Here is a 24,929-nt window from a genome sequence, read left to right on the forward strand (position 1 = left end):
CTCACGCGACAGGAATGATCTTGACCGCGCATTTCTTGAAGTCGGTCTGCTTGCTCAGCGGGTCGGTGGCGTCCAGCGTCACCTTGTTGATGAGCACCGTGTGGTCGAAGAAGGGCACGAAGACGAGGCCCCGCGGCGGCTTGTTGCGGCCCCGCGTCTCGACCCGCACCCGCACCTCGCCGCGGCGGGAGGCGATGCGCACCTCCTGCCCGCGCCGCAGGTTCAGATCCTTGGCGTCGTCGGGATGGATGAAGACGACGGCGCTGGGGAAGGCCTTGCGCAGCTCCGGGACGCGCAGCGTCATGGAGCCGGAGTGCCAATGCTCGACCACGCGGCCGGTGCAGAGCCAGAACGGGTAGTCCTTGTCCGGCGATTCCGCCGCCGGCTCATAGGGCAGCGCGAAGATGTTCGCCTTGCCGTCCTTGTTGCCGTAGAAGCGCACGCCCTCGCCCGCCGGAACGTAGGGGTCGAAGCCCTCGCGGTAGCGCCACTTCGTCTCCTTGCCGTTCACCACCGGCCAGCGCAGGCCGCGCTCCTGGTGGTACATGTCGTAGGGGGCGAGGTCGTGGCCATGGCCGCGCCCGAAGGTCGCGTATTCCTCGAACAGACCCTTATGGACGTAGAAGCCGAAGGCCTGCGATTCCCGGTTCTCATAGGCCGGGTCGCAGTCGGACAGCGGGAAGGCGTTGACCTGACCGTTGCAGTACAGCACGTCGTAGAGCGTCTTGCCGCGGACCTCCGGCTTCTTGGCGATCAGCTCCTCCGGCCACACCTCCTCAATCGCGAAGCGCTTGGAGAATTCGATGATCTGCCAGAGGTCGGAACGCGCCTCGCCGGGCGCACCGACGAGCTGGTGCCAGACCTGGGTGCGGCGTTCGGCGTTGCCGTAGCCGCCTTCCTTCTCCACCCACATGGCGGTCGGCAGGATCAGGTCGGCGGCCAGCGCCGTCACCGTCGGATAGGCGTCCGACACGACGATGAAGTTCTCCGGGTTCCGATAGCCCAGATAGGTCTCGTTCGCCGTGTTCGGCGCCGTCTGCATGTTGTTGTTGCACTGGACCCAGTAGGCGTTGAGCTTGCCGTCCTTCAGCATGCGGTCCTGCTGGACGGCGTGGTAGCCGACCTTGTCCGGGATCGTGCCTTCGGGCAGCTTCCAGATCTCCTCGGCGTGCTTGCGGTGTTCCGGGTTGGTGACCACCATGTCGGCGGGCAACCGGTGCGAGAAGGTGCCGACCTCGCGCGCCGTGCCGCAGGCCGACGGCTGGCCGGTCAGCGAGAAGGGACCGCAGCCCGGCTGGCTGATCTTCCCGGTCAGCAGATGGATGTTGTAGACGAGATTGTTGGCCCAGACGCCGCGGGTGTGCTGGTTGAAGCCCATGGTCCAGAAGGACATGACCTTCACCTTCGGGTCGGCGTACAGCTCGGCCAGCGCCTCCAGCCGGTTCTTCGGAACGCCCGACAGCTCGTGCGCCTTCTCCAGCGTGTAGGGCTCGACGAACTTCGCGAACTCCTCGAAGGAGATCGGGTCGGACTCGTTGGCCTTGGCGACGTTCTTCGCCTTCTGCTCCAGCGGATGCTCGGGCCGCAGGCCGTAGCCGATGTCGTCGCGGCCGCGCTTGAAGTTGACGTGCTTGGCGATGAACTCCTGGTTCACCCGGCCCGTCTTGATGATGTGGTTGGCGATGTAGTTGAGGATCGCCAGATCGGACTGCGGCGTGAAGACCAGGCCGATGTCGGCGAGGTCGAAGCTGCGGTGCTCGTAGGTGGACAGGACGGCGACCTTGCAGCCCTCATGGGTCAGCCGGCGGTCGGTGACGCGGGTCCACAGGATGGGGTGCATCTCCGCCATGTTGGAGCCCCACAGCACGAAGGCGTCGGCCTGCTCCATGTCGTCGTAGCAGCCCATTGGCTCGTCCATGCCGAAGGTGCGCATGAAGCCGACCACCGCCGACGCCATGCAGTGGCGGGCGTTGGGGTCCAGATTGTTGGAGCGCAGGCCCGCCTTCATGAACTTGGAGGCGGCGTAGCCTTCCATGATCGTCCACTGGCCGGAGCCGAACATGCCCACCGCGGTCGGACCCTTCTTCTTCAGGGTCTCCTTCCACTTGGTGGCCATGATGTCGAAGGCCTGGTCCCAACTGATCGGGGTGAATTCGCCTTCCTTGTGGAACTGGCCGTCCTTCATGCGCAGCAGCGGCTGGGTCAGCCGGTCCTCGCCGTACATGATCTTGGACAGGAAATAGCCCTTCACGCAGTTCAGGCCGCGGTTGACCTCGGCCTTCACGTCGCCGTGGGTGGCGACGATGCGCCCCTCCTTCACACCGACCATGACGCCGCAGCCGGTGCCGCAGAAGCGGCAGGGGGCCTTCGACCAGGTGAGCTTGGCGTCGGCGCCGGCCGTCAGGGTGCCGGCCTCGGCGGGCTGGATGACGGACGGCAGGCTCACACCGGCCGCCGCCGCCGCTGTCACGGCGGCTTGGACCTTCAGATAATCACGGCGGGTCAGGGACATAGGGGGGTGCCTCCTGGGGCGGGTCGTCTTTTCTTGGACGGACGTCAATGGGCGTGGGGGACGAGAGCGGTGTCGGCGGGCATCGGCTCCGCGCAGCGCTCGGCATCCTCGTAGTGGTGGTAGACCAGCGTGGTGGTGTGGACGCCCGCCATGGCGTTGATGTCGGCGATGCGGTCCAGGACCTCGGCTTCCGTCGCGGTTTCCAGCGTGACGATGGTCTTGCCGTTCTCCGACGCGTGCCAGTCGGCGCCGTCGAGCGCCAAGACCACCTCCTTCAGGGCGGCGGTGCGGTCGGGCGCGTGCTGGATGACGAGGCTGGAAATGTGCAGTTCGGGCATGGCCGCCTCACATCCCGCTGAAGAGGGACAGGATCTGGTACATCCAGACGGAGAAGCCGTAGGCCCCGACCAGCCCGATCGCCAGGAACGGCCAGATCAGGATGGAGAGAGCGAAGAAGACCAGCCCCTCGAAGCGGCGGGTCGGGGCAGCGGTGTCAGCGGTGCGGGCGGGCGGCGCGTTCATGGCGATCCCATGGATTGATCGAACGGTATCGCCGCGGAGCTTCATCCTTTCGCATCATGAGTGGCTTGACCGAGGTCAAGTGCCGGCACTGACTCAGTCCTTAAGTACCGGTACTTTCGTTGCTTGGACGTTTTGCCGCACGCCAACGCAAAACCCCTCCCCCGCTGAGCGCGAGGGAGGGGCTGACGGAGCGAACCGGGATTGGGCGTGTTACAGCCGGGTGTTTTCCTGGCGCATCAGGCGGTCGATCAGCACGCCGCGCACGAGGTCGGGGCCGAGCTGCTCGGCGGCGGCCTGCTTCAGGGATTTGGCGACGGTGGCGGGATCGACCGACGGGCCGTCGAAGGCACCCGCCCCCGCCATGCCGAACAGGGCCTGGAGCAGGGCGTTGCGCGCGTGGGGCAGATGGCGGCGCAGCAGGTTGGATTGCTCGACGCTGCCCGTCTGCAGGGTGATCTGGGTCAGGATGAAGGCGTTGGTGCGGCCCTCCACCAGCACCGGCACCATCAGTTGCCCGACCTCCACATAGAAGGGGCCGGGACCGTCGGTGGGCAGATCCGGGCCGGCGCCGGCCTGCTGCTCCGCCGCGGCCTTTTCCTCGGCGCCGAGCGTCAGCTGCAGGCGTCCGATGCCGTAACCCACCGCGGCCGCCAGCGCGGCGCAGAGCACGAACACCGAATAACGGCTGGGTCCGGGACGGTCCGCCATGGTCGCGTTTCCCCGCCGCTCAGAAGGGCATGATGATGTCGAAGACCTGCTGGCCGTAGCGCGGCTGTTGGACGTCGGTGATCTGGCCGCGCCCGCCGTAGGTGATCCGCGCCTCGGCGATCTTGTCGTAGTCGATGGTGTTCACGTTGGTGATGTCCTCCGGCCGGATGACCCCGGCGATGCGCATCTCGCGCAGCTCGTAGTTCACCCGCACCTCCTGCCGGCCGGCGATCACGAAGTTGCCGTTGGGCAGCACCTCGGTCACCACCGCCGCGGCGCGCATGGCGATGCGCTCGTTGCGCTGGATCGTCCCGGTGCCGGAGGAGGAGGAGGAGCTGTCCATATCGACGAGGCTGGACGGGTTCACCGCGTCGGGCAGCACCGCGGGCAGCCGCGACTCCAGCCCGAAGAAGTTCGGCACGCCCGCCGACTCGGCGTTCGAGCGCTGGCGCTGCGTCTGGTTCTGCAGCTGCGCCTGATCGGCGATGTTGATGATGACGGTCAGCAGATCGCCCACCTGCTTGGCCCGCGGGTCGCGGAAGAAGTCGCGGGACCCGGTGCGCCACAGCGAACTCGGCACCTGCTCGTTGGTGTTGGGGCGCGGCATCGGCATGGAGATGACCCGCGCCTCCGGCGCCATGGCGGGGTTGGAGATTTCCGACAGGCGCGGCGCCTGCCCCACGTCGGCCAGCCGCCCGCAGCCGGCGAGCGCCACCGTCAGGGCGAGGAAGGGAAGCAGGACGCGGCGGTGCGGAAGCGTGCGCATGGCGGTGGTGTCCTTAAATTGGACTCGGGTGACTGGACTCAGAATTTCGCGGAAGCCGCGTTGGGCGGCATGGCGTCCGGAGGCCCGGCGACGGTGACGGTCTGCGGGCCGGTGATGGTTCCGGTGACGACGATGTTGCTGGCGATGTTCATCACCCGCACCAGCTCCCCCACCCCGCCGTCCTGCAAAGCACGGCCGCGCGCCATCAGCTGCAGCGGCCCGTCCTCGTAGACGAGGCTGACCGGCTTGTTGCGCTGGACCACCAGCGGGGCGCCGACCGCCGAGGTCTGGATCAGCCGCCCGGCGGAGAGCTGGCGGCGGCTGGCCAGCCCGGCGAGGCTGTCGCGGGAGGTGATGACGGCGCCGTTCAGCCGCTCCAGCGGCATCGGGATGGTGGTCAGGTCGCTGTCGGCGATCACCTCGCCGGGAAGGATGCGGCGCGTCGGCACCGGCACCTCGACCATGATGTCGGCCTTGGCCTTCACCTCGACGATGCGCCCGTTGCTGCTGACCAGCGCGCGGACCAGCCCGCCGCGCGGGTCGTAGGACAGGTCGCGCACCGCCTCCACCGGGCCGGCGAAGGGCGCGGTCAGCACCAGCGAGACCCGCGCGTCCGGCGGCACCGCCGGACCGAGCGAGGCCGCCAGCTCCTGCGCCAGCAGCGCCTCGACGGCTCCCTCGCCATCGGAGAGATAGGCCGCCTGAACCGGCGCGCCGAGCAGATGCAGGGCGACCGCGACTCCGGCCAGATGAAGAACGGAACGCCGCATGGCGGTCACCGCATGTTCGACAGGGTGGAGGCCATCTGGTCGCCGGCCTCGACCACCTTCGCGTTCATCTCGTAGGCGCGCTGGGCGGAGATGAGTTCGGTGATCTCCTGGACGACGTTGACGTTGGAGGATTCCAGATACTTCTGCCGGATGGTGCCGAAGCCCGCCTGCCCGCCGGTGCCGTCCTGCGGCTCGCCCGAGGCGGGGGTGGCGCGGAAGAGGTTGTCGCCCATCGCCTCCAGACCGGATTCGTTGACGAACACGGTCATCACGAGCTGGCCCAGCACGCGCGGGCGGGTCTGCCCGTCGACGAAGGCCTGCACCTCGCCGGAGCTGTTCACCGCGATTTCCCGCGTGCCCTGCGGCACGGTGACCTCCGGCAGCACCGGGTGGCCGTCGCTGGTCACGATGGTGCCCTCCGGCGACAGCTTGAACCCGCCGGCGCGGGTGTAGGCGGTCTCGCCCGCCGGCATGCGGATGTTGAAGTAGCCGCGCCCCTCGATGGCGAGGTCCAGCTCGTTCCCGGTGGAGGTCAGGTTGCCGGTCGTGTTGATGCGGTTGACCGCCCCCGGACGCACGCCGAGGCCGACCTCGATGCCGGTCGGGATGATGGTGCCGGCGTCGGTGGACTGGCTGCCCTGGCGCCGTTCCGACTGGTACATCAGGTCCTGGAACTCGGCGCGCCCGCGCTTGAAGGCGGTGGTGTTGATGTTGGCGATGTTGTTGGAGATGACCTCGACGTTCAACTGCTGGGCCATCATGCCGGTCGAAGCGATGCTGAGCACGCGCATGGACGCAATCTCCTGGTTTTAAGCGGATTTGCCGAGGCGGTTGATGGCGGAGCGCAGCAGGTCCTGCCCGTCGTCCATCATGCGGGTGACCGACTGGTAGTCGCGCGTCAGCTCCATCATCCGCGACATCTCGGCGATGGACTGGACGTTGGACTGCTCCACCTTGCCCTGGATGATCCGGGTGTCGGGGGCCGGCAGGGGCTGGGCGTCCACGGCGTCGAACAGCACGTCGCCAGTCTGGGCCAGCGCCTGCGGGCTCTCGAAGCGGACGACGCGCAGCCGGGCGATCATCTCGTTGTCGGCGGAGACCAGCCCGTCGGTGCCGATCTCCATCCGGCTGCGGTCGGCCGGGATGACGATGGGCTGCTGATTGTCGTCCAGATAGGGGAAGCCGCCGGCGTTCACGAGCTGCCCGTCGACGTCGCGCCGCATCCGCCCGTCGCGGGTGTAGCGCGGGCCGTCCGGCGTCTGCACCTGGAGCCAGCCGTCGCCGTCCAGCGCCACGTCGTAGGGGTTGTCGGTCGGCTTCAGGCTGCCGGCGGTGAAGTCGGTGTAGGTGGCGCGGTCGATGGTGAAGGCGATCTTGTCGGACGGCTTCATGCCGCCGCGCTCCATCGCCGCTTCGAACAGCATGCGTTCACCGCGGAATCCCGCAGTGTTCATGTTGGCGATGTTGTTCGCCACGACATCGAGCTGCCGGCGCAAGGCCACTTGCCGCGACAATCCAATGTAAAGGGGATTCTCCATCGCCGGACACCTTCGGTTTGAACGCCGCCTTAACCTAGGTGATGCAGTTTAAAGCCGGGTTTCAACCTGAGGCGCCGCGACGGGAACTGACCGGTGTCTTGGGGGATTTGATTCCGATTTAGATAAAATTTGGGGCAGTCGCGATGCATCCCTGCCGGACCCTGTCCATCTCCCTGGCCCTGCTGTCGGTCACCACCGCCCTCACCGCGCCCGCGAGCGCCGCGGACTCCATCCCCGCCCCCATCACCGTGCAGACGGGCGACCACGCCGACTTCTCGCGTCTGGCGCTGGTCAACGCGCAGGGCGCCCCGGCGGTCGATGTGGGAAGCTGCGGCGGGCGCGTCGCCTTTTCGCAGGCGGTCCCCTGGCCGCTGGAGGCGCTGAACGGCACCTACTCGCGGCGGCTGACCGGCTTCCAGACCGGGGAGGAGGGACGCAGCCTGACGATGGACTGGCCCTGCGGCGCCCGCGTCACTGTGCGCCGGGAGCGGCGGATCACCTTCATCGACGTGGCCGACCCGCCGCGCCCGGCGCGCAAGCCAGGCGCCCCGGTCCCGGCGTCCGAAGGCGTCCTGCTGGCCGAGGCGCCCGGCGCGTCGGTGTTTCCAATGATCGCGCCGCCGCCAACTCCCGAACCGGTGCCCGCCCCAACAGCGTCCGCCCAAGCGGCGCCTGTCAGCCTCGCCGAACGGCTGAGCCCGGTCGCCAGCGCCCAGGCGCAGCCGATCGTCCAGGCGCAACCCGTGGTCCAGGCACCGCCACCGGTTCAGCCGCAACCGGTCGCCAAGGGCCCGCCGCCGAAGCCGGAGCCCGTCCGGACGGTGGCCGCCGTGCCGCCGTCAGCCATGCCGCCGGTCGTGGCCCCCACCCCCACCGTCCAGACCGACCCGCCGATCCGCGCCTTCGACCTGGACGCCTGGGCCGGCGACGATTACCCCGCGCGCAAGCAGCATCTGGAACAGCGCATCGCCGAGAGCCAGGGCCGTGCGCGGGTGGACGCGCTGCTCGCCATGGCCCGCTTCACGCTGGCCCGCGCCCTGCCGGAGGAGGGCCGCGCCGCGCTGGACGCCGCGGAGAGCCTGACGCCGGGGCCGGACCAGCGCTACGAACTGCGCCTGCTGCGCGACGCCTTCCGCGCGCTGGACGGCACCGCCGATCCCGACGACAGCCAGTTCGTCCGCGCCCAGCCCACCCCCGCCGCCGCCGACCACCATGTCTGGCGCAGCGCCACCCTGGCCCCCAGCCGCTGGACCGCGGCCAAATCGAGCCTGCCCATCGCGCTGAAGCGGCTGCTGTCCTACCCCGCCGACCTGCGCGGCCGCCTGCTCACCCTGCTCGCCGAATCGGCGGGCGAGGCGGCGGACGGCCCGTCGCTGAACCTGATCGTGCTGGAGATGATCACGCTGGACGGCATCGGCTCCACCGACGGGCGGCTCGACTTCTTCCGAGGCCGTCTGGCGGAGCTGCACAACGAGACGGCCGAGGCGCTGACCCACTACAAGCGCGCCTCCGCCCTGCCCAACCTCTACGGCCACCGCGCCCAGGTCCGCTCCATCGAGCTGCGGCTGGCCAGCGGCGCTTTGGACGATCCCGGCGCCATCGCGGAGCTGGAAAGCCTGCGCTACGCCTGGCGCGGCGGCGACGTCGAGACGGACGCATTGGCCGCGCTGGGCGCCGCCTACACCCGCGCCGGGCGGATCGACGCGGCGCTCGACATCTTCGGCCTGCTGGGTCGCCGCTTCGGCGCGACGGCGCGCGGGCGCGCGGCGCTGACCACCGGGCGGGGGCTTCTCGACGCGGTGATCGGCCATCTGGAGACGACTCCGGGCAGCGCGCTCGACGCGTTGTCCCTCCAGGTGCGCTACGGCCGCACGGTGGCGCTGACCGACGACGATGCCGGAACGCAGCAGCGCCGTCTCGCCCGGCTGCTGGCCCGCGGCGGCTTCACGCTGGAGGCCGCGCGTCTGCTCCACACCGTCGCCGAGGCCACGCGCGGCGCCCAGCGCGCGGCGGTCGGGCTGGAACTGGCCCGCGTGCTGCTGGACGCCGGGCGCGGGTCGGAGGCGCTGGCCGTGCTGGACCACACCGCCGGCCCCGCGCCGGACGCACAGGCGGCTGAACGCCGCGCCCTGCTGCGCGCCGAGGCCTTCGCCACCGAGGGCGAGGCGATGCGCGCCTTCGACGCGCTGCGTGGCCTGACCGGCCCCGAAGCGGCGCGCATCCGGGCGGACAGCCTGTTCCGGGCCGGCGAGTGGCCGGCGGCCCGCGCCGCCTACGCTGAGCTGCTGGGCGGGCAGGATGCTCCCCTGCCGGACGACATCGCCTTCCACGCGCTGGCCGCCTTCCGGGCGGGCGACGACGCGGCGGTCACCGCCGCCACGGAGCGCCACGGCAAGGCGCTGGCCGGGACCCGCTGGGCCGGCCTGCTCGACGCCCTGGCCGTCCCGCCCGACCCGCCGGGCAAGCCGCTGTCCAGCGCCACGGTCAGCGGCCAGTTGGCCGCCGCCGATGCGCTGGCCGGCATGCTGCGCCGGTGGAAAACGCCCTGAACGCTCCCGCCCCACACGACGGCTCCCTGAGCCCGATCCCTCTTTTCGGCCGAGCCGGAGGACACACATCATGCGTTTGCTGTTCGGAATCGTCGCGGTCTTCCTGAGCGTGCTCGGCGGCTTCGCCGCCATGGGCGGGCGGATGGGCGTGCTGTGGCAGCCCGTGGAGATCGTCATCATCGTCGGCGCCGGCATCGGCGGCTATGTCATCGCGAACTCCATGGCGGTGTTGCGCGCCACCGTGCGCACCATCGGCGCGGTGGCGCGCGGACGGCACACCAGCAAGGACGAGTATCTCGACCTGATCTCGCTGCTCTACGCCCTGCTGCGGCAGGCGAAGTCCAAGGGCGTGTCGAACATCGAGAGCGACATCGACAAGCCGGACGACAGCCCGATCTTCGCCCAGTACCCCTCGGTCTTCCGCCAGCCGCGCTGCGTCACCTTCCTGTGCGACTACATGCGCCTGATCGCGCTGGGCCAGGACAACCCGCACGACCTGGAAGCCCTGATGAACGAGGAGATCGAGACCATCGGGCGCGAGCTGAACCAGGTGCCGAAGGCGCTGCAGAATTTGGCCGACGCGCTGCCGGCGCTGGGCATCGTCGCCGCCGTGCTGGGCGTCATCAACGCCATGAGCGCGATCAGCGAGCCGCCGGAAGTGCTGGGCCACATGATCGGCGGGGCGCTGACCGGCACCTTCCTCGGCGTGCTGCTGTCCTACGGTCTGGTCGGCCCGATCGCCGCCGCCGCCCGCCATCGCCGCGAGGCGGAGCTGACGCTGTTCATCTGCGTGCGCGCGGGGCTGGGCGCCTATCTGCGCGGCAGCCCCCCGCAGGTCTGCGCGGAGTTCGCCCGCAAGGTGCTGTTCGCCGACACGCAGCCGAGCCTTGCCGAGGTCGAGGTCGCCACCACCCTCTCCTCGCAGGCGAAGGCCCGCGAGGCGAGCCAGCCCGCCTGAGGCCCCGCCATGCCCCGCAAGCGCATCGAGCCGACGATCATCATCAAGCGCCGCTACGGCGAGGAGGAGGAGGAGCACAACAGCGCCTGGAAGCTGGCCTACGCCGACTTCGTGACGGCGATGATGACCTTCTTCCTCATCATGTGGCTGATGAACATCACCACGGTGGAGCAGCGCAAGGGCATCGCCGACTATTTCAACCCGGTGGCCCTGTCGCAGTCCAACTCGGGCGCCGACGGCATGCTCGCCGGGCGGGCGGTGGACAAGACGGGGGCGTTGTCCACCCCCAACGCGCCGGGGGAGCACAGCGTGCCGGTGGCCGCGCCGCCCGTCGTCGCCTCGCTGGGCGAGAGCGACCGCGAGCCCGCCGGCCGCAAGGACCCCATGCCCAACCCGCCCGGCGGCAAAAGCCAGCCGGACCGCGACGCGCGGGCGGAGCTGGAAGCCCTGCTCGACCGCCAGACCGCGGCGCTGAGCGAACAGCAGGGGTTGGAAAAGGCCGAACGCGACCTGCGCACGGCGCTGGAAACGATGCCGGAACTGGGGGCGCTCGCCGGCAGCGTCGTCATTGAGCAGACGTCCGTCGGCCTGCGCGTGCAGCTCACCGATCAGGCCAAGGTGTCGATGTACAACGTCGGCTCCGCCCAGATGAACGAGCAGGGGCGCCGCCTGATGCGGCTGGTCGCCGGCGCCGTCGCGTCGTCGCCCAACCGCCTCAGCATCACCGGCCACACCGACGCGCTGGGCTATGCGGACGGGGCGAAGTACGGCAACTGGGAACTGTCCAGCGACCGCGCCAACGCCGCCCGCCGCGAGCTGATCGCCGCCGGCGTGCCGGCCCGGCGGATCGTCCGGGTGGAGGGCCGCGCCGACCTCGACCATCTCGACGCCGCCAACCCGCTGGCCCCGCAGAACCGGCGGATCAGCATCACCCTCCTGAAGGCCGCGGCGGGGGAATAAGGAAGCCCCTCAGGTCGGGCTCGTCTTCACCACCGGCCGCGCGCGGAGCAGTTGGACGGTGGTCAGGAAGCCCAGCACGGCGGCGGCGCTCCCCAGCAGGAAGACGCCGCCGTAGCCCACCCGGTCGGCGAGCAGACCGGCCAGCGGGCCGGTCAGGCCGTAGGCGACGTCCTGGAACGCCGCGAAGGCGCCGAGCGCGGTGCCGCGGAGTTGCGGCTCGACGAGATGGACGACCTCCCGCCCCATGGCGGGAAAGACCAGCGAGCAGCCGAGCCCCGTCAGGAAGGCGCCGGCCAGCGCCGTGACGGGGTCGCCCGCGGTCCACAGCAGCGCCTGCCCGACCGCCTCCACCGCCAGCGACCCCATCGCCACGCGCAGGCCGCCGAAGCGGTCGGGCAGATGGCCGAGCGCGAAGCGGACGAGCACGAAGCCGAGCCCGAAGGCGGTCAGGCCGAGCCCGGCGTGGGGCCAGCCCTCGCGGACGAAGTGCAGCGAGAAGAAGGCGCCGATGGCGGCGAAGCCGATGCCCTGGAGGCTGACGACGGCGCCCTGCCGCCAGATCCGCCCCAGCACGCTGCGGAAGGGCGGGCGCTCGGCGTCGGGGTGGGCCGGGGTCCCTTCCATGCGCCGGATCGCCAGAAGCCCGACGGCGGGCAGCAGCGCGCTGACCGCCATGACGCCGGAAAAGCCGAAGCGGTCGAGCAGCGCCAGCCCCAGCGGTCCGCCCGCCGCGAAGGCGCCGTAGAGCGCCGCCCCGATCAGCGCCAGCACACGGCCCGAGCGCTGTGGACCGACGATGCCGATCCCCCAGGCGACCACCCCGACCCCGACGAGGCTTTCGCCGACGCCGATGAGCAGGCGGCCCGCCACCAGCACGGAAAAGGCCGCCCATGGCGAGAACGATAGAGGACCGGCGGCCATCGAGACCAGCCCGCCGGCCACATAGAAGGCCAGCCCCCGCCCGACCGCGCGCTTGGCGCCGCGTCGGTCGGAAAAGGTTCCGGCAAAGCCGCGGCTGAGAATGGTGGCGAGGAAGGCGCTTCCCACGCCCAGCCCGGCCCAGACATTGCCCATCCCGAGATCCCCGGCCACGAACAGCGGCACGACGGGAAGGGACAGGGCGACACAGAGATAGGAGATGAAGAGGACGGCGGTCAGGACGATCAGGCGGCCCTGCGCCGGATCGCGCGCCGCCGCCGGCCTTTGATCCGGCCTTTGGTGGGGACCCATGGTGTGCTCCACACTGGTCCCCGCCGATGGCCGTCCGTCCGAACACGCGAACGCACTCCGATCGGCGAGGATCGTTGAGTGCGTTGGTTGACGTTGAACGCTTACGGCCAGCGTGGCTGGCGATGCGGAACAGGGTACCAAGCCCGCGGAGAATTGCAACAGGCCGCGTCGGCCGAGACTGTCACCTTTGACGTTCCCTCTTCCCCGAGGGGGCCCTGTTCCGATGCGGAATGTCAGGTGCCGGAATCCCGCACATTCTCAACACTTGTCATAAAGGCCGGCGCCGCCAATCGGCGTGCATGGTTTCGCAGGTCCACAGGCCAGGATTCCGTCAGCTCCTGGAAGCGTTTCCCATCGCCGGCATAAAGTGACCGTGAGGCTTCCTCCCACCCCTGCTGATCGCCCAGCATGGACATCATGAAACGGTCCGCTGCAGCTTGGGCCTGACGCGCGCGCTCGACACCGCTTCTTTGGTTGCGGGCGGCGTCGATCAACCGGCGGATCACCGCTGACGCGCCCTCCGGTTGCGCGGCGAGCCACTCCCAGTGGCGCGGGAGCAAGGTCACCTCCCGCGCGACGACACCGAGCTTGGGCCGGCCGCGCGTCGGCGCACCCATGCTCTGCCTTTGCGGCGACACGTCGTCCTTCGTGGTGCGAAGACGTTCGGCGACCTCTTCCTCACTTCCGCTCAGATCGAAGTCGATTTGGCGCCCGGTCTGGTCGTCGAAGACAAGGATGACGGCATCGTTGCCGGACGTGGCGGCCCGCTTGATGGCAAGCGCCACATCCTTCGGTGTTCCGGCAGCAAACAGCCCGTCACCGATGAAGGCGGTGCAGGACGGTCCCTCGGTCGGGGCATCGTTCACGGTGGCTCTCCGATAACATGTGTGTGGGCAAGCGCGCGCAATTTATACCCGGATAAAAAGCTTGAAGGCAATATTACCCGGGTGTAAATGACAAAGCCAGGACGTTGAGGTTCAGACCGCGCAGCCGGAGTGAGCGGAACAATGACAACTGGTCAGGACAGAAAGGCGGCCGTGACCGCCTACAAGGAGCGGAAGGTGTCCGCCGGTGTCTACGCGCTGCGGTGCGTGGCAGCCGGCAAGGTCTGGGTGGGTGCTGCGCCCGATCTGAGCACCATCCAGAACCGCTTGTGGTTTCAGCTCAAACAGAACTCCAGCCCCAGCCGTGACCTCCAGGCCATCTGGAACGAGCATGGAGCGGACAGCCTGAGTTTCGAGATCCTTGAGCGTCTGGAGGAGGAAACGCTGGTTTATGCCCAGAGAGCGGCTTTGAAGAAACGCGTTCAGCATTGGCGCGAAGCGCTGGATGCGGCCGTGCTTTGACCGTGGCTTTCCCTGACCGGATGAGGCGCCAGGAGCGGCAAGTGCACCCGACAAAACGGTGATGAAGGTGCCGGGAGGTGCGGGGCCGCACCTCTCCTATCCGATGCACGGCCTTCAGCGGGCCACGTACCAGTCCGTCCGGTGGTTGAAGGCGACGAAGGCGTTCAACACCGCCGCCCCCAGCATCGAGGCCAGCACCGCCTTCCCGTCGATCACGAAGACCGCCATGGAGAAGATCACCACGTCGAACATGGCCTGGAGCCAGCCGGCGCGGAAGCCCGTCTTCTCCTGGATGTAGAAGGCGAGAATGCCCACCCCGCCGCCGCTGGAGCCGTGGCGGAACAGGCCGATCACCCCGATGCCGATGCAGAAGCCCGCCAGAACCGCCGCCACATAGGGATGCAGCGCGTCGTAGCGGATCGCGTGGGGCGCCAGAGTGGTCAGCACCGAGATGCTGGTGACCGCCAGAAGCGACTTCGCGGTGAAGCGCCAGCCGATGCGCGCCAGCGCCAGCGCGTAGAAGGGCAGGTTCACCACGAAGAACACCGGGCCGAAATCCAGCCCCGTGGCGTAGGCGATGACGAAGGACAGCCCCGCCGCCTGCCCGGTGATCAATCCGGCGGCATGCAGTATGGAAATCCCGAACGCGGTCATGATGATGCCGAACAACTGCCCCTGCGCATTATCAAATGCGCTGTGCGCCGCCCGTTTGGTTTCATTTGTTGCAAGGGCAGTGTTTGGGGCCATAGATACTGCACTTTTCTTGAGCACGCTCGGCACCTTCCAGACTTCGTTTCACATCGACAGTATCATCAAAGACCAGACCAAGAATAGAGCGGCGTAAGTTCGTTCGCCGTCCCCGCAATCCGTGGTACGACGCCGCTTCGCGTTCCCGTCGCCCCTCCCCTCGCCGTCGATTCCTCCGGATGGCGCGGGTTTTCCGCGCGGGGGCGCGGGCGGTGGGACGCGGAATTGCACGGCCTTGCGTCCATCGTTGCGCCCACCGCGCAAGAATCGGTCGCGCCAACACCGCACGCTTTCCCCGCATTGATCGCCAAAGCGCAACCCAGGCACACAAAACTCACGCGGTCCGCCGGATTCTTTCGCCGGATAGACCAATCGCGCGGCAAGCCGCCTCGCTACAGTCGCACCGTCCGCTGTTCACGCACCCCATGGTCGCATGGGGCTGCGCGAATGATCGACGCCACCAGCGGCCGCCTTTGAAACCGGCCCCACCAGTGAGGAAAGACAATGGCATTTCCGACCGCCGTGAACGACCAGATCACCGATTCCGTCACCCAGGCCAACACCAAGGTCCTGGGCGACGCTCCGGCGATCGCCATGGGCAACCTGTTCCAGGCCACGGCTCAGGCGCTGGCCAACGCGGCCCACAACGCCACCAACGCCCAGCAGCAGTCCTACGTGACCGCGCAGGCCGCCACCACCCAGGGCGTGGCCACGCTCTACTCGATCGACACCGCCTCCACCGGCGTGGCGACGAAGAGCATCCTCAGCACCGGCGTCAAGGGCCTCGGCTCGTAAGCCGGACCCGCGCCGCCATCGACGTTTCAAACCACCTGCGCCACCCCGCCTTCCATGAGGGATCGCGGGCGGGCGGCAGACAACCGAAGAGGACGAACAAATGGCTTTCCCGACCGCCGTGAACGACCAGATCACCGATTCCGTCACCCAGGCCAACACCAAGGTCCTGGGCGACGCTCCGGCGATCGCCATGGGCAACCTGTTCCAGGCCACGGCCCAGGCGCTGGCCAACGCGGCCCACAACGCCACCAACAACCAGCAGCAGTCCTACGTGACCATGCAGGCCGCCACGACCATGGGCGTCGCGACGCTCTACTCGATCGACACCGCCTCCACCGGCGTCGCCACCAAGTCGATCCTGGGGAGCTGATGAGCCGACCGGCCAGGACCGGGCGCCCGCGGGCATCCGGAACGGGCCGCCGGCCATCCATCCCGAACCATTCGCCAAGGAATAACGTCAGATGGCTTTCCCGACGGCAGTCAACAGCCAGATCACCGATTCCGTAGCCCAGAGCAACGTCCAGGTCGTTGGCAGCTCGCCGGCGATCGCCATGGGCAACCTGTACCAGGCCACCGCCCAGGCGCTGGCCAACGCGGCCCACAACGCGACCCTGGCGCAGCAGCAGATGTACGTCACGGCGCAGGCCGCCACGACGACGGGCGTCGCGATGCTCTACTCCATCGACACCGCGACCACCGGCGCCGCCACGTCGAAGCTCCTCGGCTGACCGGTCGGCGGACGCGGCACCCGCCGCCGTCCGCCGCACCGCCGCCGGCGCTTTGGCCTCGAACCAACGCAACATCTGATGTAAGGAGCAAACACGATGGCTTTCCCGACCGCCCTGAACAACCAGATCACGGACTCGGTCTCCCAGGTCAACACCAAGGTCCTGGGCGACGCCCCGGCCGTCGCGATGGGCAACCTGTTCGTCGCCACCAGCCAGGCGCTGTCGAACGCGGCCCACAACGCCACGAACAACCAGCAGCAGTCCTACGTGGTGATGCAGGCGGCCACCACGCAGGGCCTGTCGACCCTGTACTCCGTCGACACGGCCTCGACCGGCGTCGTCACCACCCAGATCCTGGGCCTCTCCTAAGGAGAGCCGGCGGGCCGCCCTCGGAGCACCGGGGGCGGCCTCCGCCGCAGGTTGAAGCGCCCGGTCGCGCATAAGCCCGTGTCCGCAGAAGCCAGTGGCAGGAGCCTGAAGGCAGGAGTGCGTGAATGCCGGATGGAGGCTCCTCCAGTCTTGCCGGATCGGTCGCGGCGAACACGGCGATACCGCTTGGCCTGACCCCATCCCTGGCGATGGACATGACCTACGTCGCCATGGCCGACAGCCTCGGCCTGGCCATGCAGAACGCCGTCGCCAACCAGCAGCGCGCCCAGGTCATCACCGAAGCCGCGCTCGCCCAGGTCCTCACGCTGATCATCACCAAGGGAACCGCAAAATCATGAGCGACGAAGGCACCGTGAACACCCAGGTGATCGACGCGACGTCGGACATCGTCACGCTTCTGACGGGACAGTCCCCCGCGCAGTCGTTCGCCATGCTCGACGCCGTGATGGTCGAGACGCTCGGCATGGCGATGCACAACGCCGTGCACCGCCAGCAGAACGCCGGCATGGTCAACTCCGCCGCGGTCACCGCCGCCTGCGCCAAGATGCTGTCCGTGCCCTTCCCCACCACGCCCCCGCCGCCGCCCTCGGGCTCGTCCACCTCCGGGGGCAACGCGTCTCCCCTGCAGCCGCTGACTCCGCTGCTGACGACCTCGCTCACCACCCTGCCCTCCACGGTCGTCGGCGGCTCTGGAAACAGCACCGTCGCTGGCGGAACCGGAAACAGCACCGTCGCCGGTGGCACCGGGAACAGCACCGTCAGCGGTGGAACCGGGAACGGCACCGTCGCCGGCGGAACCGGAAACAGCACCGTCAGCGGCGGGTCGTGATTGACCCCGCGCCCATCCCCCAGCGGCCGGCCGTCCAGGCCACAACGAGCAAGGAGCCTTCATGTCGGAGCCCACGAAGGTCAATGCGCAGATCATTGACGTCATAAACCAGACGCAGACGGCGACCATGAGCCAGCAGGTCGTTACCACCAGTGGCGCGGGGAAAGCCTATCAGGCGGTCGCCCAGTCCACGGCCATGGCCGTGCAGGACGCGACGGACACGCTGCGCAACGTCTCGACCATCGCCACCACGGCGATCGGTGTCGCGATGGCGCAGCTCCTGGCGACGGGCGACCCGAAATACGTCACCGCCCTGACCCAGGCCCAGGGAATGATGACGAGCGCCGCCAACGACTTCACCAGCATCGGTACCGCGGCCTCCACGGTCCTGAATAGCTTCCCGTCGAGCTGACCCTTACGCAGGTGTCCCCACCATGACCGTCTCTGTCGCCAACAAGATGATCCAGAACCGCGCCGGGCTCACCGACCTGGGGCGGCTTGCGCTCGCCTTCATCGATGGCGGGTCGGAGTGGCTCGACTGGGCCATCAGCAACGCCGGTCCGCGCTATGATTTCCCGGACGAGAGCACGCTCGTGGAGCAGGTCCAGCAGGGTCTTCACGCGACGCGGCTGGCCCTTCTGCCCACCATGAAGCTGATGGTCAGCCCGGTGAAGCTGATGACGCTGGGGGTGGACAGCCTGCGCACGCTGGCCGACGCCGAATCCGGCGACGCCAGCGCCACGGTGTCGGCCCAGGTCAAGCGCATCCTCGCCGACCACAATCTCCTGACCCAGGACGACTTCGCCGCCAGCGCGTCCTTCCTCGCCGGCCTGGGAGTTTCCGGGGCTCCGGTCTTCCAGTTCATGGGCTTCGATGAGCAGCTGGCGGTGCAGGAGCTGCTCTACCGCAAGGAAAGCCAGGGGACGGCGAACCCCGAGCTGCAGAAGGAGGCGGCCGCCTTCGCGGTGGACCAGGCGCGCACCGTGCAGGAGTTCGCGGACTATTATCAGTTCTATCTGATCTACGTGAACCGGCTGGGCTCCCTGACCGCGACGCCGGACGACCGGAAGAAACGGGCCGGCGGCGCGCTGGAAACCATCCTCCCACAGTTGTTCGGCTTTCTGGAATGCCCACAGGTCCCCCCGCTGGCCGCACCGGCGGACGTGGCGCGGGCCGTTTCCAACTGGCAGAAGGGCGGCCGGCCGGTCGGCTTTGCCCGCCTGTCGGACGGGGCGCTGCAGATCGTCCGCGACACGGCCTTCCGGGACGAGACCGGCGACGCGGTGCGGGTGCTGGTGGCCGGCTATCTCGCCGGGGCGCAGGCCCTGCTGTCGGCGACGCCGCCGCAACGCGGCATCATGGGCCAGGACGGCGCGTCCTGTCTCTTCCCCGTCTTCGGCAAGGGCATTCAGGCGGAAATCCAGATGGGGGCCGCGGGGGTGATCTCCCTGCGCTGCTTTCGCCCCGATCCCCCCGCCACCACCACGGCAGCCACCACCGCCACCGCCGCCTGACTCGCCCCTGCCGGCCGTGACCGGGGCGGCGCCTTCTGCACCGCCCTGTGCACCGCCTTCTGCGCCAGCCTCTGTGCCATCCACGCCGACCGCATCGGCGGCGGAGACGCCGGCGCCGACGGAGACGCCGACGGCCCCGCCGCCCAGCGCCCCGCAAAACCGAACCGGACGAAGGAGATCGAAGGATGGGCGTTTCCCAGCCCCCCAGCAGCCCGAACCCTGAACCGCCGGCCGCTCCGGCGCCGCCGGACACGCCGCCTCCCGCCGCTCCGCCACCGCCGCCATCGCCATCGCCGCCATCGCCATCGCCGACGTCATCGACGACACCGGTGACCGATGCGGCGGCCAATTCTGCGGCCAATTCTGCGGCCAATTCTGCGGTCGACACGGCGCCCGATACGTCGCCGTTCGAAACGGGCACCAAGACGCCCGCCGAAATCGCCAGCGCGCTGCTCGACCATGCGGTGAAGAGCGTGAACGCCGCCGCCGAACAGGCCCTGTCCGCGGTCGAGCAGGCCATCCAGCTCGCCGGCCACGCCGTGGAGGCGATCCCCGGCCTGACCGCGCACCCCGGCGGCCATGCAGACGAGCAGGGCGCCATGTCGCAGGCGCAGGAGGCGATGTCCCAGGCCCTCCAGGCCAGCAGCGGCGCCGGCGGTCAGGCGATGCAGCAGGCCAGCGAGCAGCAGCAGAAGGCCGTCGCCGCGGCCACCGAGGCGGCGCAGCAGGCCATGGCCGCGGCCAGCGCCCAGATCGCGCGGGCGATGAACAGCAAGGGCGACCCGGCCCTGTAAGGCCCCGGACGATCCGCCGCTCCGGCGGGACCGCGACACCGCGCGGTCCCGCCGGAGCGCGCGGGGCGGGCGCGTTTCCGCCCACTCCCGAACACCTCCCCAACCGAGCCGAAGGACATCCCGCATGCCGTCCCGCACGCGCCGGAGATTGATCGTTGTCGCGTCCGAATCCCCGTCCTCCACCCCGCCCTCCATTCCAGTGGAAGCGAGCATGGACGCGGTGGCCGCCGCCGCGACGGCGCTGGGCCTGCCGGTGGCGCCGGCGTCCCAGCGCGACGTCCTGCATGGCTGGACCGCCGCCGCCGTCCACCCGCTCCAGCCATTGCAGACCGCCTGGCTGCGGATGGTGCGGAATTCCGTCCTGGGGATCGCGGCGCCCGGCGAGCGAGCCGCCATCCAGACCGCCGCCGTCCAGACCGCCGCCATGGGCCGGCTGTTCGTGGCGGACGATGGAAACGCGGCGCTGCTGGGAGTGGCGCCGGGAGCGGTTTATGAAGGCGCGTGCTTTCCCCTGCCCGATGACCGGCTGAACGCCGCCCTCGATCTGTTGAAGCAGGCGCTGCGCGTCGTCGGAGAGGCGAAGGACGGCAAGCCCATCGGGGCCGACGCCATTTCGCGGCGGCTGCGCGACGCCCGCGACGTCCTGATGCCGCTGATCGACGCGTTCGCCGGACCGGAGGAGGCTGGCGGCACCGCCCCCTTTGCGGAGGAGCGGCGACAGCTGCTCGGCCTCGACCAGGACATCGCGGCGGCGCAAAGCTGGGACGCGGTGACGGCCATCGTGGCAGGCCTCGCCCGGATCACCGATGCCCTGGGCGACGCGACGCAGGCCGCCGGAGGCGTGCATCTGTCCTACGCCGCCGAAGCCGCCTGCCGCCTCCGGCTCGCCATCCGGTTCAAGGTCCGGCATGACCTTCCGCTGCCCGCGGACCGGCTGGCCGTCGCCGACCGCAAGCTGACCCGCCTCCTCAACGGCGGCTATCCGCAACTGGCGGGGTGGCTGCGCAGCCACTTGCGGACGTTGGCGCAGCGGATGGCGGAAATCGATCCATCCGGGAACAGCCGGTTCATCGTCCTGGAGGACGGCAGCGAAGGCGCGAACGGCTGGACCGTCCAGTTGCTCATCAACCCCAGCCTGCCGGCACCGTCCTGGTTCGCCCTGTTCCAGCGTCTGCACAACATCCTTGTCATGGCGCTGTTCTCGCTCAAGCTGGAGTTGTACGGGCTGCTGCACCGGCTTGCCGGCGCGACGCCCGCGGAACTCCCAACGGACGACGCAGGCAGCGGGGTGACGGAGGACGGGGTGACGGGCATCGGAAGCCGGGGTGCCTCGGACTACGGGCGCAACGGCTGCGCCGCCGTTCTGGTCGATGTGACCATCCCGCGTCACGGCACGCTGGCTGTTCAGCAGCAGTGGCGGCGCTTCACCGGAGACGTGCGGCTTGAGGACGGCCTGCCCCGCCCCGGAGAGGCCTACCGGATCACCTCGGCCCTGCAGGCGATCAATGCGCTGTGCCAATCCTCGCTCCCGCCGGGGAACGCCGCTCCGGCGCTGATCACGCGGCTTCACGGCCTGCTGGCCAGCCAGGATCGGACGACGGCGGACGGCATCGCGGCGATCCGCGCCCGCATCCGCGAGGGCATCGTCCCGCTGTCGCTGAAGGCCATCGACGGACTCGACGATGCCACGGTCCAGCGGCTGCTCGTCGTGATGCTGGAACAGGCCTGCCAGGGCTACGGTCTTGCCACGGACAAGGCGCTGGCGGCGGCCTTCGACGGCTGGTTCGCCGCCCGGCTTCCCGATTACGCGGAGCTGGCCACCCTGCCTGAGACGGTCTCGGAGGCGATCAGGGCGGCCAAGAGCGAAGGGGCCTGGAACGATGGGACCGCGGCCACCGCGAACGCCGTGGGCTTCGGCCTGTGGGTGTCAACGGTCATGGAGGACCATATCGAGAGACGCGCGTCCTTCCTGCGCGCCCGCTTCGACGACCCCGACACGCTGCCCACCCTGGCCGCGGCGCTGAAAAGCCTGGGGGTCCAACCGGTGATCGAAGGTCCCTGGGCGGCGGTTCTGCATCTGGAGCATTCCGGGCCGCGGCGAGAAAAGGCCACGACGGCGGCCCCCCTCGCCATCCTGCTCCAAGACAGCGGGACCGGGCGCCAACCGGACGAACTGCTCATCGCCACCGCCCCGCTGATCGAGGATTGGCTGGTCACCCAAGGCGGCAACCTCGCGCTGAAGCGCGACGGCGGGCGGCTGGTCATCGTCTGGAACGCCGAGGTGGATCTCGGCCCCTTCCGCTACGCCCCGGTCGGGGCCACGCTCTCCGTGACGGCTGCCGCGGAAGGCGGGCCACCCCTCTCGCTGCTCGCCGGAGTGCCCGTCACCGCCCTGTCCGACACGATCCGGTCGGTCTGCGAAAGCGTGGTGCTGACGGACGATGTCGCCGTGCACAACCGGCTGGCCGGCACGCTGAACGCCTTGATCGACGCAAGCCTGCGCACCGGAACGCCGGAAGACACCGATCCGTCGCTGGAGGCTCTGCGCCAGGGCCGATGCCGCCATCTAATGCTGAGCAGCGCGGAGCTGGCGCAGGGCGCCGACGCCGATTACCCGCGGAGCTACTATCCCGACGACGCCGCAAGGATCACGCTGGGCGCCAATCCGGCGGAGGTCGCGCTCCAGCTTTCCGACCTCGCCAAGGGGTCCGCCGGCCGGACCCTCAGGCTGCTGGTCGTCAACCAGGGAAGCGGCGGCGGCGACCGCCTGTCGCCGGGGCCGTGGACGACGGAGGAAATGGTCCGCAGCATCGTGAAGCCGCTGACGCAGTCGGAGCTGGATGCCCGGACCATCATTCTGGACTATCCGATGTCGTTGGCGGCGATGCCGGCCTTCGCACCGCTGTGCGCCCCAGCCGGCCGGATCATCGGCACCATCTACGGCGGCACCGAACCCGTCATGGACCGCGGCCTGTGGGAGTCGGTCCGCCCGGCGCTCGCCGACAACGACGCGAAGGCCGCCGACACGGTTATTGACGAGGCCATCGAGAGACGGATCGGGTCGCTGACCACGGGCATGACGGGCCAAGTCCATCTGAAGAGCTTCCTCACCGCCACGGACGCGGAGATCAACACCTATCTGACCGGTGATCCCGACGGGCGGGACGCGGTGTCGCTCCTGCGCTGCCTCAAGCCGCTCGGCGAGACGCTCGGCAGTCCCGACGCGCCGCTCGACCGCATCGAGACCATGCTGCGGACTCTGCGGAGCACGCCCCTTCCCTGGAGCGACTTCGCCGACGCGGACAAGGCCGTTCTGAAGGATTTCCCGACGGAGGTCGGGGCGATGACGACGGACGACCTGGAGCAGCTGCGCGCCCGGCTGCGCAGCCGGGTGATGGAGGTTCTCATTGATCCCGTCTGGGGCATCGGCCTGGACCCGAAGGTTCTGGCCGACCTGCCCCTGTTCAGATCGAGAATGTCCGGATCGGAAGCGGATGATCTGTGGAGCCGGCTCGACCGCCGCTGGGCCCATCTGCTCGCCCTCGACCCCGGCCTGTCGCGCTGCCCGTCCCGGATCGCGCTCTACAGCGCCCGAACCGGCGAGCTTTGCCTCGACGCCGCCTTCGAAACCTTCGACGGCAAGTTGGAAGGGATGCTCCGACGCGCGGCGCCGTCCGCCGACCGGCAAACCACCGAAGCCCTGACGGAACTGCGGTCCGGTCCGGGCAACGCGACGCTTCGGTGGGTCGAGAACCTCGGCCAGCACCCCGGCTCGGGCCGCGCGTGGGAGGGGTTCATGCACAGCACCACCCAGGCCCAGGAGGAATTTGGATTCTCCAAGCTGGAGGCGAAACGCCGCCAGGCGATCAAACCGGGCAGGTTCCGCCCGCCGGCGCTGTTGCCGAACCGTCCGCCGACCAAAACGACCGAGGCGAAGGAAGCGGCGCAGGCTCTGAACGAGCGTCTCGCGCATGACTCATCCTACGAGGAAAATCTGGCGCTTCTGCGCTCCGACACGGGCATGACGTTCTACGTGATGGGTTTCAGCGCCATGGGTCAGGGCGATACCGCCTTCATCGTGCGTACGGTCGGTCTGCTCCAGGGACTCGGTTTGAAAGCGACTGGAGTGAAGGAGGAAAACAGCGCCTTCTCCCCCGGCACCTCCTTCAACGCCAACCGGTTCATGACTTCGGAAACCATGCTGGAGAAGATCAAGCCCGGGGATTTCGTGATCGAGGGGCCGTTGTCCGATCCGGTCATGCTCAAAGGCACATCACTGCCCACGCAGGTGGATGTGATGCGCAAAACCAATCTCAAGTTGGAAGAGGTCCGCAATCTGCGGCTCTATGAATACGGCACCCTCGATTACCGGGGAGGCCAATTGGTGCAATCGGAAAGGCAGAATGGGACAACGCCGGCTTCAAAGATGAACGTGGTCAACTTCGCCAACAATCCGCATCACGCCTTCATGGGCATGGGGCATGGTGAAATCGGCGCCTTCTACAATTCGAGAAGCCGGTCCGGTCCGGTCGATCTGCCCGCCGTGCTGAAGACGTTCGCCGAGACCAGCCGGACCACCTCTGAAATTCTCCGGCTCATCGACGGCAACCCCGCCATCTACATCGGTTACGCCAACACGGTGCCCAGCGTTCAGGGCTGGGTCACCGCGGTCAGCGCGCATGTGGCCAGGACCGGCGGCCCGGCGCTGATCATCGGGCTCTATGGCGCGACCAAGATCGCCAAGCCGTTCCAGATGGACCGAAGCGACGCGCTCTTCGTCAATGACCGCATTCCCAATTCCGAAGGGAAGACCGGTCAATTGACGACGTTGACGGCCAAAGTCAAATCCAGCTCCACGGTCATCATCTCGGACAGCGTGCCGGCCCCGGTCATGAACGCGCTGCAAAGGCAGGCCAAGCCGCTCACGCTGGCGACCGGCAATTATTCCCTGTCCGAGGCGATCGAGAACGGGCATTTCCCGATCTACGAACGTTTGATTTTCAATGCCGGGGTCGAGATCGCCTTCGACGGCCAAGTCGACCATGCCCTGACAGAGTTGAATTTGAAGGAAACGGACTTCGGAGGCGCGATCAAACAGCTCGTCGGCGTCCAACCGGAATCGCTGAACAGGACCAAGGTCGATGCCATTGGCATCGTTCTGGACCACCCCGATGACGTGAGGATGCTGATGGCCGTGATCGAGGCCAACACGGACATCACGCCCGGTCTGGTGGCGCGCTTGGCCAATCTGATGCGGATCTGACGGCTGGCCG

Annotated in this window: 24 protein-coding genes and 1 pseudogene; 14 read left to right on the forward strand and 11 right to left on the reverse strand. The window is 68.8% G+C overall.

Annotation, left to right across the window (positions count from 1 at the left end; translation table 11 throughout):
- Position 1: 1 nt before the first annotated feature.
- From napA to flgF, 8 genes are all read right to left on the reverse strand, one after another.
- Positions 2 to 2,512 carry a nitrate reductase catalytic subunit NapA gene (gene napA / locus Sp245p_RS32125; RefSeq protein ID WP_014200144.1) on the reverse strand — a complete coding sequence of 837 codons (2,511 nt, stop codon included), beginning with the start codon at positions 2,510 to 2,512 and terminating at the stop codon, positions 2 to 4.
- Positions 2,513 to 2,556: 44 nt separating this feature from the next.
- A complete protein-coding gene (locus tag Sp245p_RS32130; RefSeq protein WP_014200145.1) occupies positions 2,557 to 2,850 on the reverse strand; it encodes a chaperone NapD in 294 nt (97 codons plus the stop codon).
- Positions 2,851 to 2,857: 7 nt separating this feature from the next.
- Complete coding sequence (locus Sp245p_RS32135) at positions 2,858 to 3,034, reverse strand: periplasmic nitrate reductase, NapE protein (RefSeq protein WP_014200146.1); 177 nt, start codon at positions 3,032 to 3,034, stop codon at positions 2,858 to 2,860.
- A gap of 210 nt (positions 3,035 to 3,244) precedes the next feature.
- Positions 3,245 to 3,742 carry a hypothetical protein gene (locus tag Sp245p_RS32140; RefSeq protein WP_014200147.1) on the reverse strand — a complete coding sequence of 166 codons (498 nt, stop codon included), beginning with the start codon at positions 3,740 to 3,742 and terminating at the stop codon, positions 3,245 to 3,247.
- Between the two features lie 19 nt (positions 3,743 to 3,761).
- The gene (flgH, locus tag Sp245p_RS32145; RefSeq protein ID WP_014200148.1) at positions 3,762 to 4,508 is read right to left on the reverse strand and encodes a flagellar basal body L-ring protein FlgH; all 747 of its coding nucleotides are present in this window, start codon (positions 4,506 to 4,508) and stop codon (positions 3,762 to 3,764) included.
- 38 nt (positions 4,509 to 4,546) lie between these two features.
- A complete protein-coding gene (gene flgA, locus Sp245p_RS32150; RefSeq protein ID WP_109139332.1) occupies positions 4,547 to 5,278 on the reverse strand; it encodes a flagellar basal body P-ring formation chaperone FlgA in 732 nt (243 codons plus the stop codon).
- 5 nt (positions 5,279 to 5,283) lie between these two features.
- Positions 5,284 to 6,069: a flagellar basal-body rod protein FlgG gene (gene flgG, locus Sp245p_RS32155; RefSeq protein WP_014200150.1), complete on the reverse strand. Its 786-nt coding sequence runs from the start codon at positions 6,067 to 6,069 to the stop codon at positions 5,284 to 5,286.
- Positions 6,070 to 6,087: 18 nt separating this feature from the next.
- On the reverse strand, positions 6,088 to 6,816 hold the full coding sequence (gene flgF / locus Sp245p_RS32160) for a flagellar basal-body rod protein FlgF (RefSeq protein WP_014200151.1): 729 nt from the start codon (positions 6,814 to 6,816) through the stop codon (positions 6,088 to 6,090).
- A 143-nt stretch (positions 6,817 to 6,959) separates the two neighbouring features.
- Here flgF and Sp245p_RS32165 point away from each other — a divergent pair, with 143 nt between their 5' ends.
- From Sp245p_RS32165 to Sp245p_RS32175, 3 genes are all read left to right on the forward strand, one after another.
- Positions 6,960 to 9,365, forward strand: a complete 2,406-nt coding sequence (locus Sp245p_RS32165; protein WP_109139277.1) for a hypothetical protein — start codon at positions 6,960 to 6,962, stop codon at positions 9,363 to 9,365.
- A 70-nt stretch (positions 9,366 to 9,435) separates the two neighbouring features.
- Positions 9,436 to 10,323, forward strand: a complete 888-nt coding sequence (gene motA, locus Sp245p_RS32170; RefSeq protein WP_094305778.1) for a flagellar motor stator protein MotA — start codon at positions 9,436 to 9,438, stop codon at positions 10,321 to 10,323.
- Between the two features lie 9 nt (positions 10,324 to 10,332).
- Positions 10,333 to 11,283 carry a flagellar motor protein MotB gene (locus tag Sp245p_RS32175; RefSeq protein ID WP_014200154.1) on the forward strand — a complete coding sequence of 317 codons (951 nt, stop codon included), beginning with the start codon at positions 10,333 to 10,335 and terminating at the stop codon, positions 11,281 to 11,283.
- Between the two features lie 9 nt (positions 11,284 to 11,292).
- On the opposite strand, the gene Sp245p_RS32180 is transcribed toward Sp245p_RS32175, so the two are convergent.
- Together Sp245p_RS32180 and Sp245p_RS32185 are read right to left on the reverse strand one after the other, a co-directional pair.
- Positions 11,293 to 12,513: an arabinose transporter gene (locus tag Sp245p_RS32180; protein ID WP_014200155.1), complete on the reverse strand. Its 1,221-nt coding sequence runs from the start codon at positions 12,511 to 12,513 to the stop codon at positions 11,293 to 11,295.
- A gap of 233 nt (positions 12,514 to 12,746) precedes the next feature.
- Positions 12,747 to 13,379 (reverse strand): DUF2239 family protein, encoded by a 633-nt coding sequence (locus Sp245p_RS32185; RefSeq protein WP_014200156.1) that lies wholly within the window; start codon positions 13,377 to 13,379, stop codon positions 12,747 to 12,749.
- 171 nt (positions 13,380 to 13,550) lie between these two features.
- On the opposite strand from Sp245p_RS32185, the gene Sp245p_RS32190 reads away from it, so the two are divergent.
- Positions 13,551 to 13,859 (forward strand): GIY-YIG nuclease family protein, encoded by a 309-nt coding sequence (locus tag Sp245p_RS32190; protein WP_244947807.1) that lies wholly within the window; start codon positions 13,551 to 13,553, stop codon positions 13,857 to 13,859.
- A gap of 114 nt (positions 13,860 to 13,973) precedes the next feature.
- Here the strand turns inward: Sp245p_RS32190 and Sp245p_RS32195 are convergent, their stop codons facing one another.
- On the reverse strand, positions 13,974 to 14,606 hold the full coding sequence (locus Sp245p_RS32195) for a YitT family protein (RefSeq protein WP_014200158.1): 633 nt from the start codon (positions 14,604 to 14,606) through the stop codon (positions 13,974 to 13,976).
- 504 nt (positions 14,607 to 15,110) lie between these two features.
- Here Sp245p_RS32195 and Sp245p_RS32200 point away from each other — a divergent pair.
- From Sp245p_RS32200 to Sp245p_RS32245, 10 genes and pseudogenes are all read left to right on the forward strand, one after another.
- Positions 15,111 to 15,401, forward strand: coding sequence for a RebB family R body protein (locus tag Sp245p_RS32200; protein ID WP_014200159.1), 291 nt, complete (start codon positions 15,111 to 15,113; stop codon positions 15,399 to 15,401).
- 100 nt (positions 15,402 to 15,501) lie between these two features.
- The gene (locus tag Sp245p_RS32205; protein ID WP_014200160.1) at positions 15,502 to 15,771 is read left to right on the forward strand and encodes a RebB family R body protein; all 270 of its coding nucleotides are present in this window, start codon (positions 15,502 to 15,504) and stop codon (positions 15,769 to 15,771) included.
- Positions 15,772 to 15,862: 91 nt separating this feature from the next.
- On the forward strand, positions 15,863 to 16,129 hold the full coding sequence (locus Sp245p_RS32210; RefSeq protein WP_014200161.1) for a RebB family R body protein: 267 nt from the start codon (positions 15,863 to 15,865) through the stop codon (positions 16,127 to 16,129).
- A gap of 96 nt (positions 16,130 to 16,225) precedes the next feature.
- Positions 16,226 to 16,498 (forward strand): RebB family R body protein, encoded by a 273-nt coding sequence (locus Sp245p_RS32215; RefSeq protein ID WP_014200162.1) that lies wholly within the window; start codon positions 16,226 to 16,228, stop codon positions 16,496 to 16,498.
- 125 nt (positions 16,499 to 16,623) lie between these two features.
- Positions 16,624 to 16,857, forward strand: coding sequence for a RebB family R body protein (locus Sp245p_RS32220; protein WP_014200163.1), 234 nt, complete (start codon positions 16,624 to 16,626; stop codon positions 16,855 to 16,857).
- A pseudogene (locus tag Sp245p_RS36625) lies at positions 16,854 to 17,142 on the forward strand (RebB family R body protein); the annotation flags it as partial. The gene Sp245p_RS32220 and the pseudogene Sp245p_RS36625, both read left to right, overlap by 4 nt.
- Positions 17,143 to 17,409: 267 nt before the next feature.
- Positions 17,410 to 17,760 (forward strand): hypothetical protein, encoded by a 351-nt coding sequence (locus Sp245p_RS32230; protein ID WP_014200165.1) that lies wholly within the window; start codon positions 17,410 to 17,412, stop codon positions 17,758 to 17,760.
- A gap of 22 nt (positions 17,761 to 17,782) precedes the next feature.
- Entirely contained in the window at positions 17,783 to 18,862 is a 1,080-nt protein-coding gene (locus tag Sp245p_RS32235; protein WP_014200166.1) for a hypothetical protein, read from the forward strand.
- A gap of 329 nt (positions 18,863 to 19,191) precedes the next feature.
- A complete protein-coding gene (locus tag Sp245p_RS35340; protein ID WP_014200167.1) occupies positions 19,192 to 19,656 on the forward strand; it encodes a hypothetical protein in 465 nt (154 codons plus the stop codon).
- A 211-nt stretch (positions 19,657 to 19,867) separates the two neighbouring features.
- Positions 19,868 to 24,919 carry a PI-PLC domain-containing protein gene (locus Sp245p_RS32245; protein WP_014200168.1) on the forward strand — a complete coding sequence of 1,684 codons (5,052 nt, stop codon included), beginning with the start codon at positions 19,868 to 19,870 and terminating at the stop codon, positions 24,917 to 24,919.
- Positions 24,920 to 24,929: the final 10 nt, after the last annotated feature.

The sequence above is a fragment of the Azospirillum baldaniorum genome (assembly GCF_003119195.2).
Lineage (GTDB): Bacteria > Pseudomonadota > Alphaproteobacteria > Azospirillales > Azospirillaceae > Azospirillum > Azospirillum baldaniorum.

Bases quoted from the DNA above. Each gene is read 5' to 3' on its own strand.
- Sp245p_RS32200 (WP_014200159.1), top strand. From the start codon at position 15,111: ATGGCATTTCCGACCGCCGTGAACGACCAGATCACCGATTCCGTCACC.
- Sp245p_RS32215 (WP_014200162.1), top strand. From the start codon at position 16,226: ATGGCTTTCCCGACCGCCCTGAACAACCAGATCACGGACTCGGTCTCC.
- flgG (WP_014200150.1), bottom strand. From the start codon at position 6,069: ATGCGCGTGCTCAGCATCGCTTCGACCGGCATGATGGCCCAGCAGTTG.
- Sp245p_RS32220 (WP_014200163.1), top strand. From the start codon at position 16,624: ATGCCGGATGGAGGCTCCTCCAGTCTTGCCGGATCGGTCGCGGCGAAC.
- Sp245p_RS32210 (WP_014200161.1), top strand. From the start codon at position 15,863: ATGGCTTTCCCGACGGCAGTCAACAGCCAGATCACCGATTCCGTAGCC.
- flgH (WP_014200148.1), bottom strand. From the start codon at position 4,508: ATGCGCACGCTTCCGCACCGCCGCGTCCTGCTTCCCTTCCTCGCCCTG.
- Sp245p_RS32165 (WP_109139277.1), top strand. From the start codon at position 6,960: ATGCATCCCTGCCGGACCCTGTCCATCTCCCTGGCCCTGCTGTCGGTC.
- flgA (WP_109139332.1), bottom strand. From the start codon at position 5,278: ATGCGGCGTTCCGTTCTTCATCTGGCCGGAGTCGCGGTCGCCCTGCAT.
- Sp245p_RS32140 (WP_014200147.1), bottom strand. From the start codon at position 3,742: ATGGCGGACCGTCCCGGACCCAGCCGTTATTCGGTGTTCGTGCTCTGC.
- Sp245p_RS32245 (WP_014200168.1), top strand. From the start codon at position 19,868: ATGGACGCGGTGGCCGCCGCCGCGACGGCGCTGGGCCTGCCGGTGGCG.
- Sp245p_RS32235 (WP_014200166.1), top strand. From the start codon at position 17,783: ATGACCGTCTCTGTCGCCAACAAGATGATCCAGAACCGCGCCGGGCTC.
- napA (WP_014200144.1), bottom strand. From the start codon at position 2,512: ATGTCCCTGACCCGCCGTGATTATCTGAAGGTCCAAGCCGCCGTGACA.
- Sp245p_RS32175 (WP_014200154.1), top strand. From the start codon at position 10,333: ATGCCCCGCAAGCGCATCGAGCCGACGATCATCATCAAGCGCCGCTAC.
- Sp245p_RS32205 (WP_014200160.1), top strand. From the start codon at position 15,502: ATGGCTTTCCCGACCGCCGTGAACGACCAGATCACCGATTCCGTCACC.
- Sp245p_RS32130 (WP_014200145.1), bottom strand. From the start codon at position 2,850: ATGCCCGAACTGCACATTTCCAGCCTCGTCATCCAGCACGCGCCCGAC.
- flgF (WP_014200151.1), bottom strand. From the start codon at position 6,816: ATGGAGAATCCCCTTTACATTGGATTGTCGCGGCAAGTGGCCTTGCGC.
- Sp245p_RS32180 (WP_014200155.1), bottom strand. From the start codon at position 12,513: ATGGGTCCCCACCAAAGGCCGGATCAAAGGCCGGCGGCGGCGCGCGAT.
- Sp245p_RS32230 (WP_014200165.1), top strand. From the start codon at position 17,410: ATGTCGGAGCCCACGAAGGTCAATGCGCAGATCATTGACGTCATAAAC.
- Sp245p_RS32135 (WP_014200146.1), bottom strand. From the start codon at position 3,034: ATGAACGCGCCGCCCGCCCGCACCGCTGACACCGCTGCCCCGACCCGC.
- motA (WP_094305778.1), top strand. From the start codon at position 9,436: ATGCGTTTGCTGTTCGGAATCGTCGCGGTCTTCCTGAGCGTGCTCGGC.
- Sp245p_RS32195 (WP_014200158.1), bottom strand. From the start codon at position 14,606: ATGGCCCCAAACACTGCCCTTGCAACAAATGAAACCAAACGGGCGGCG.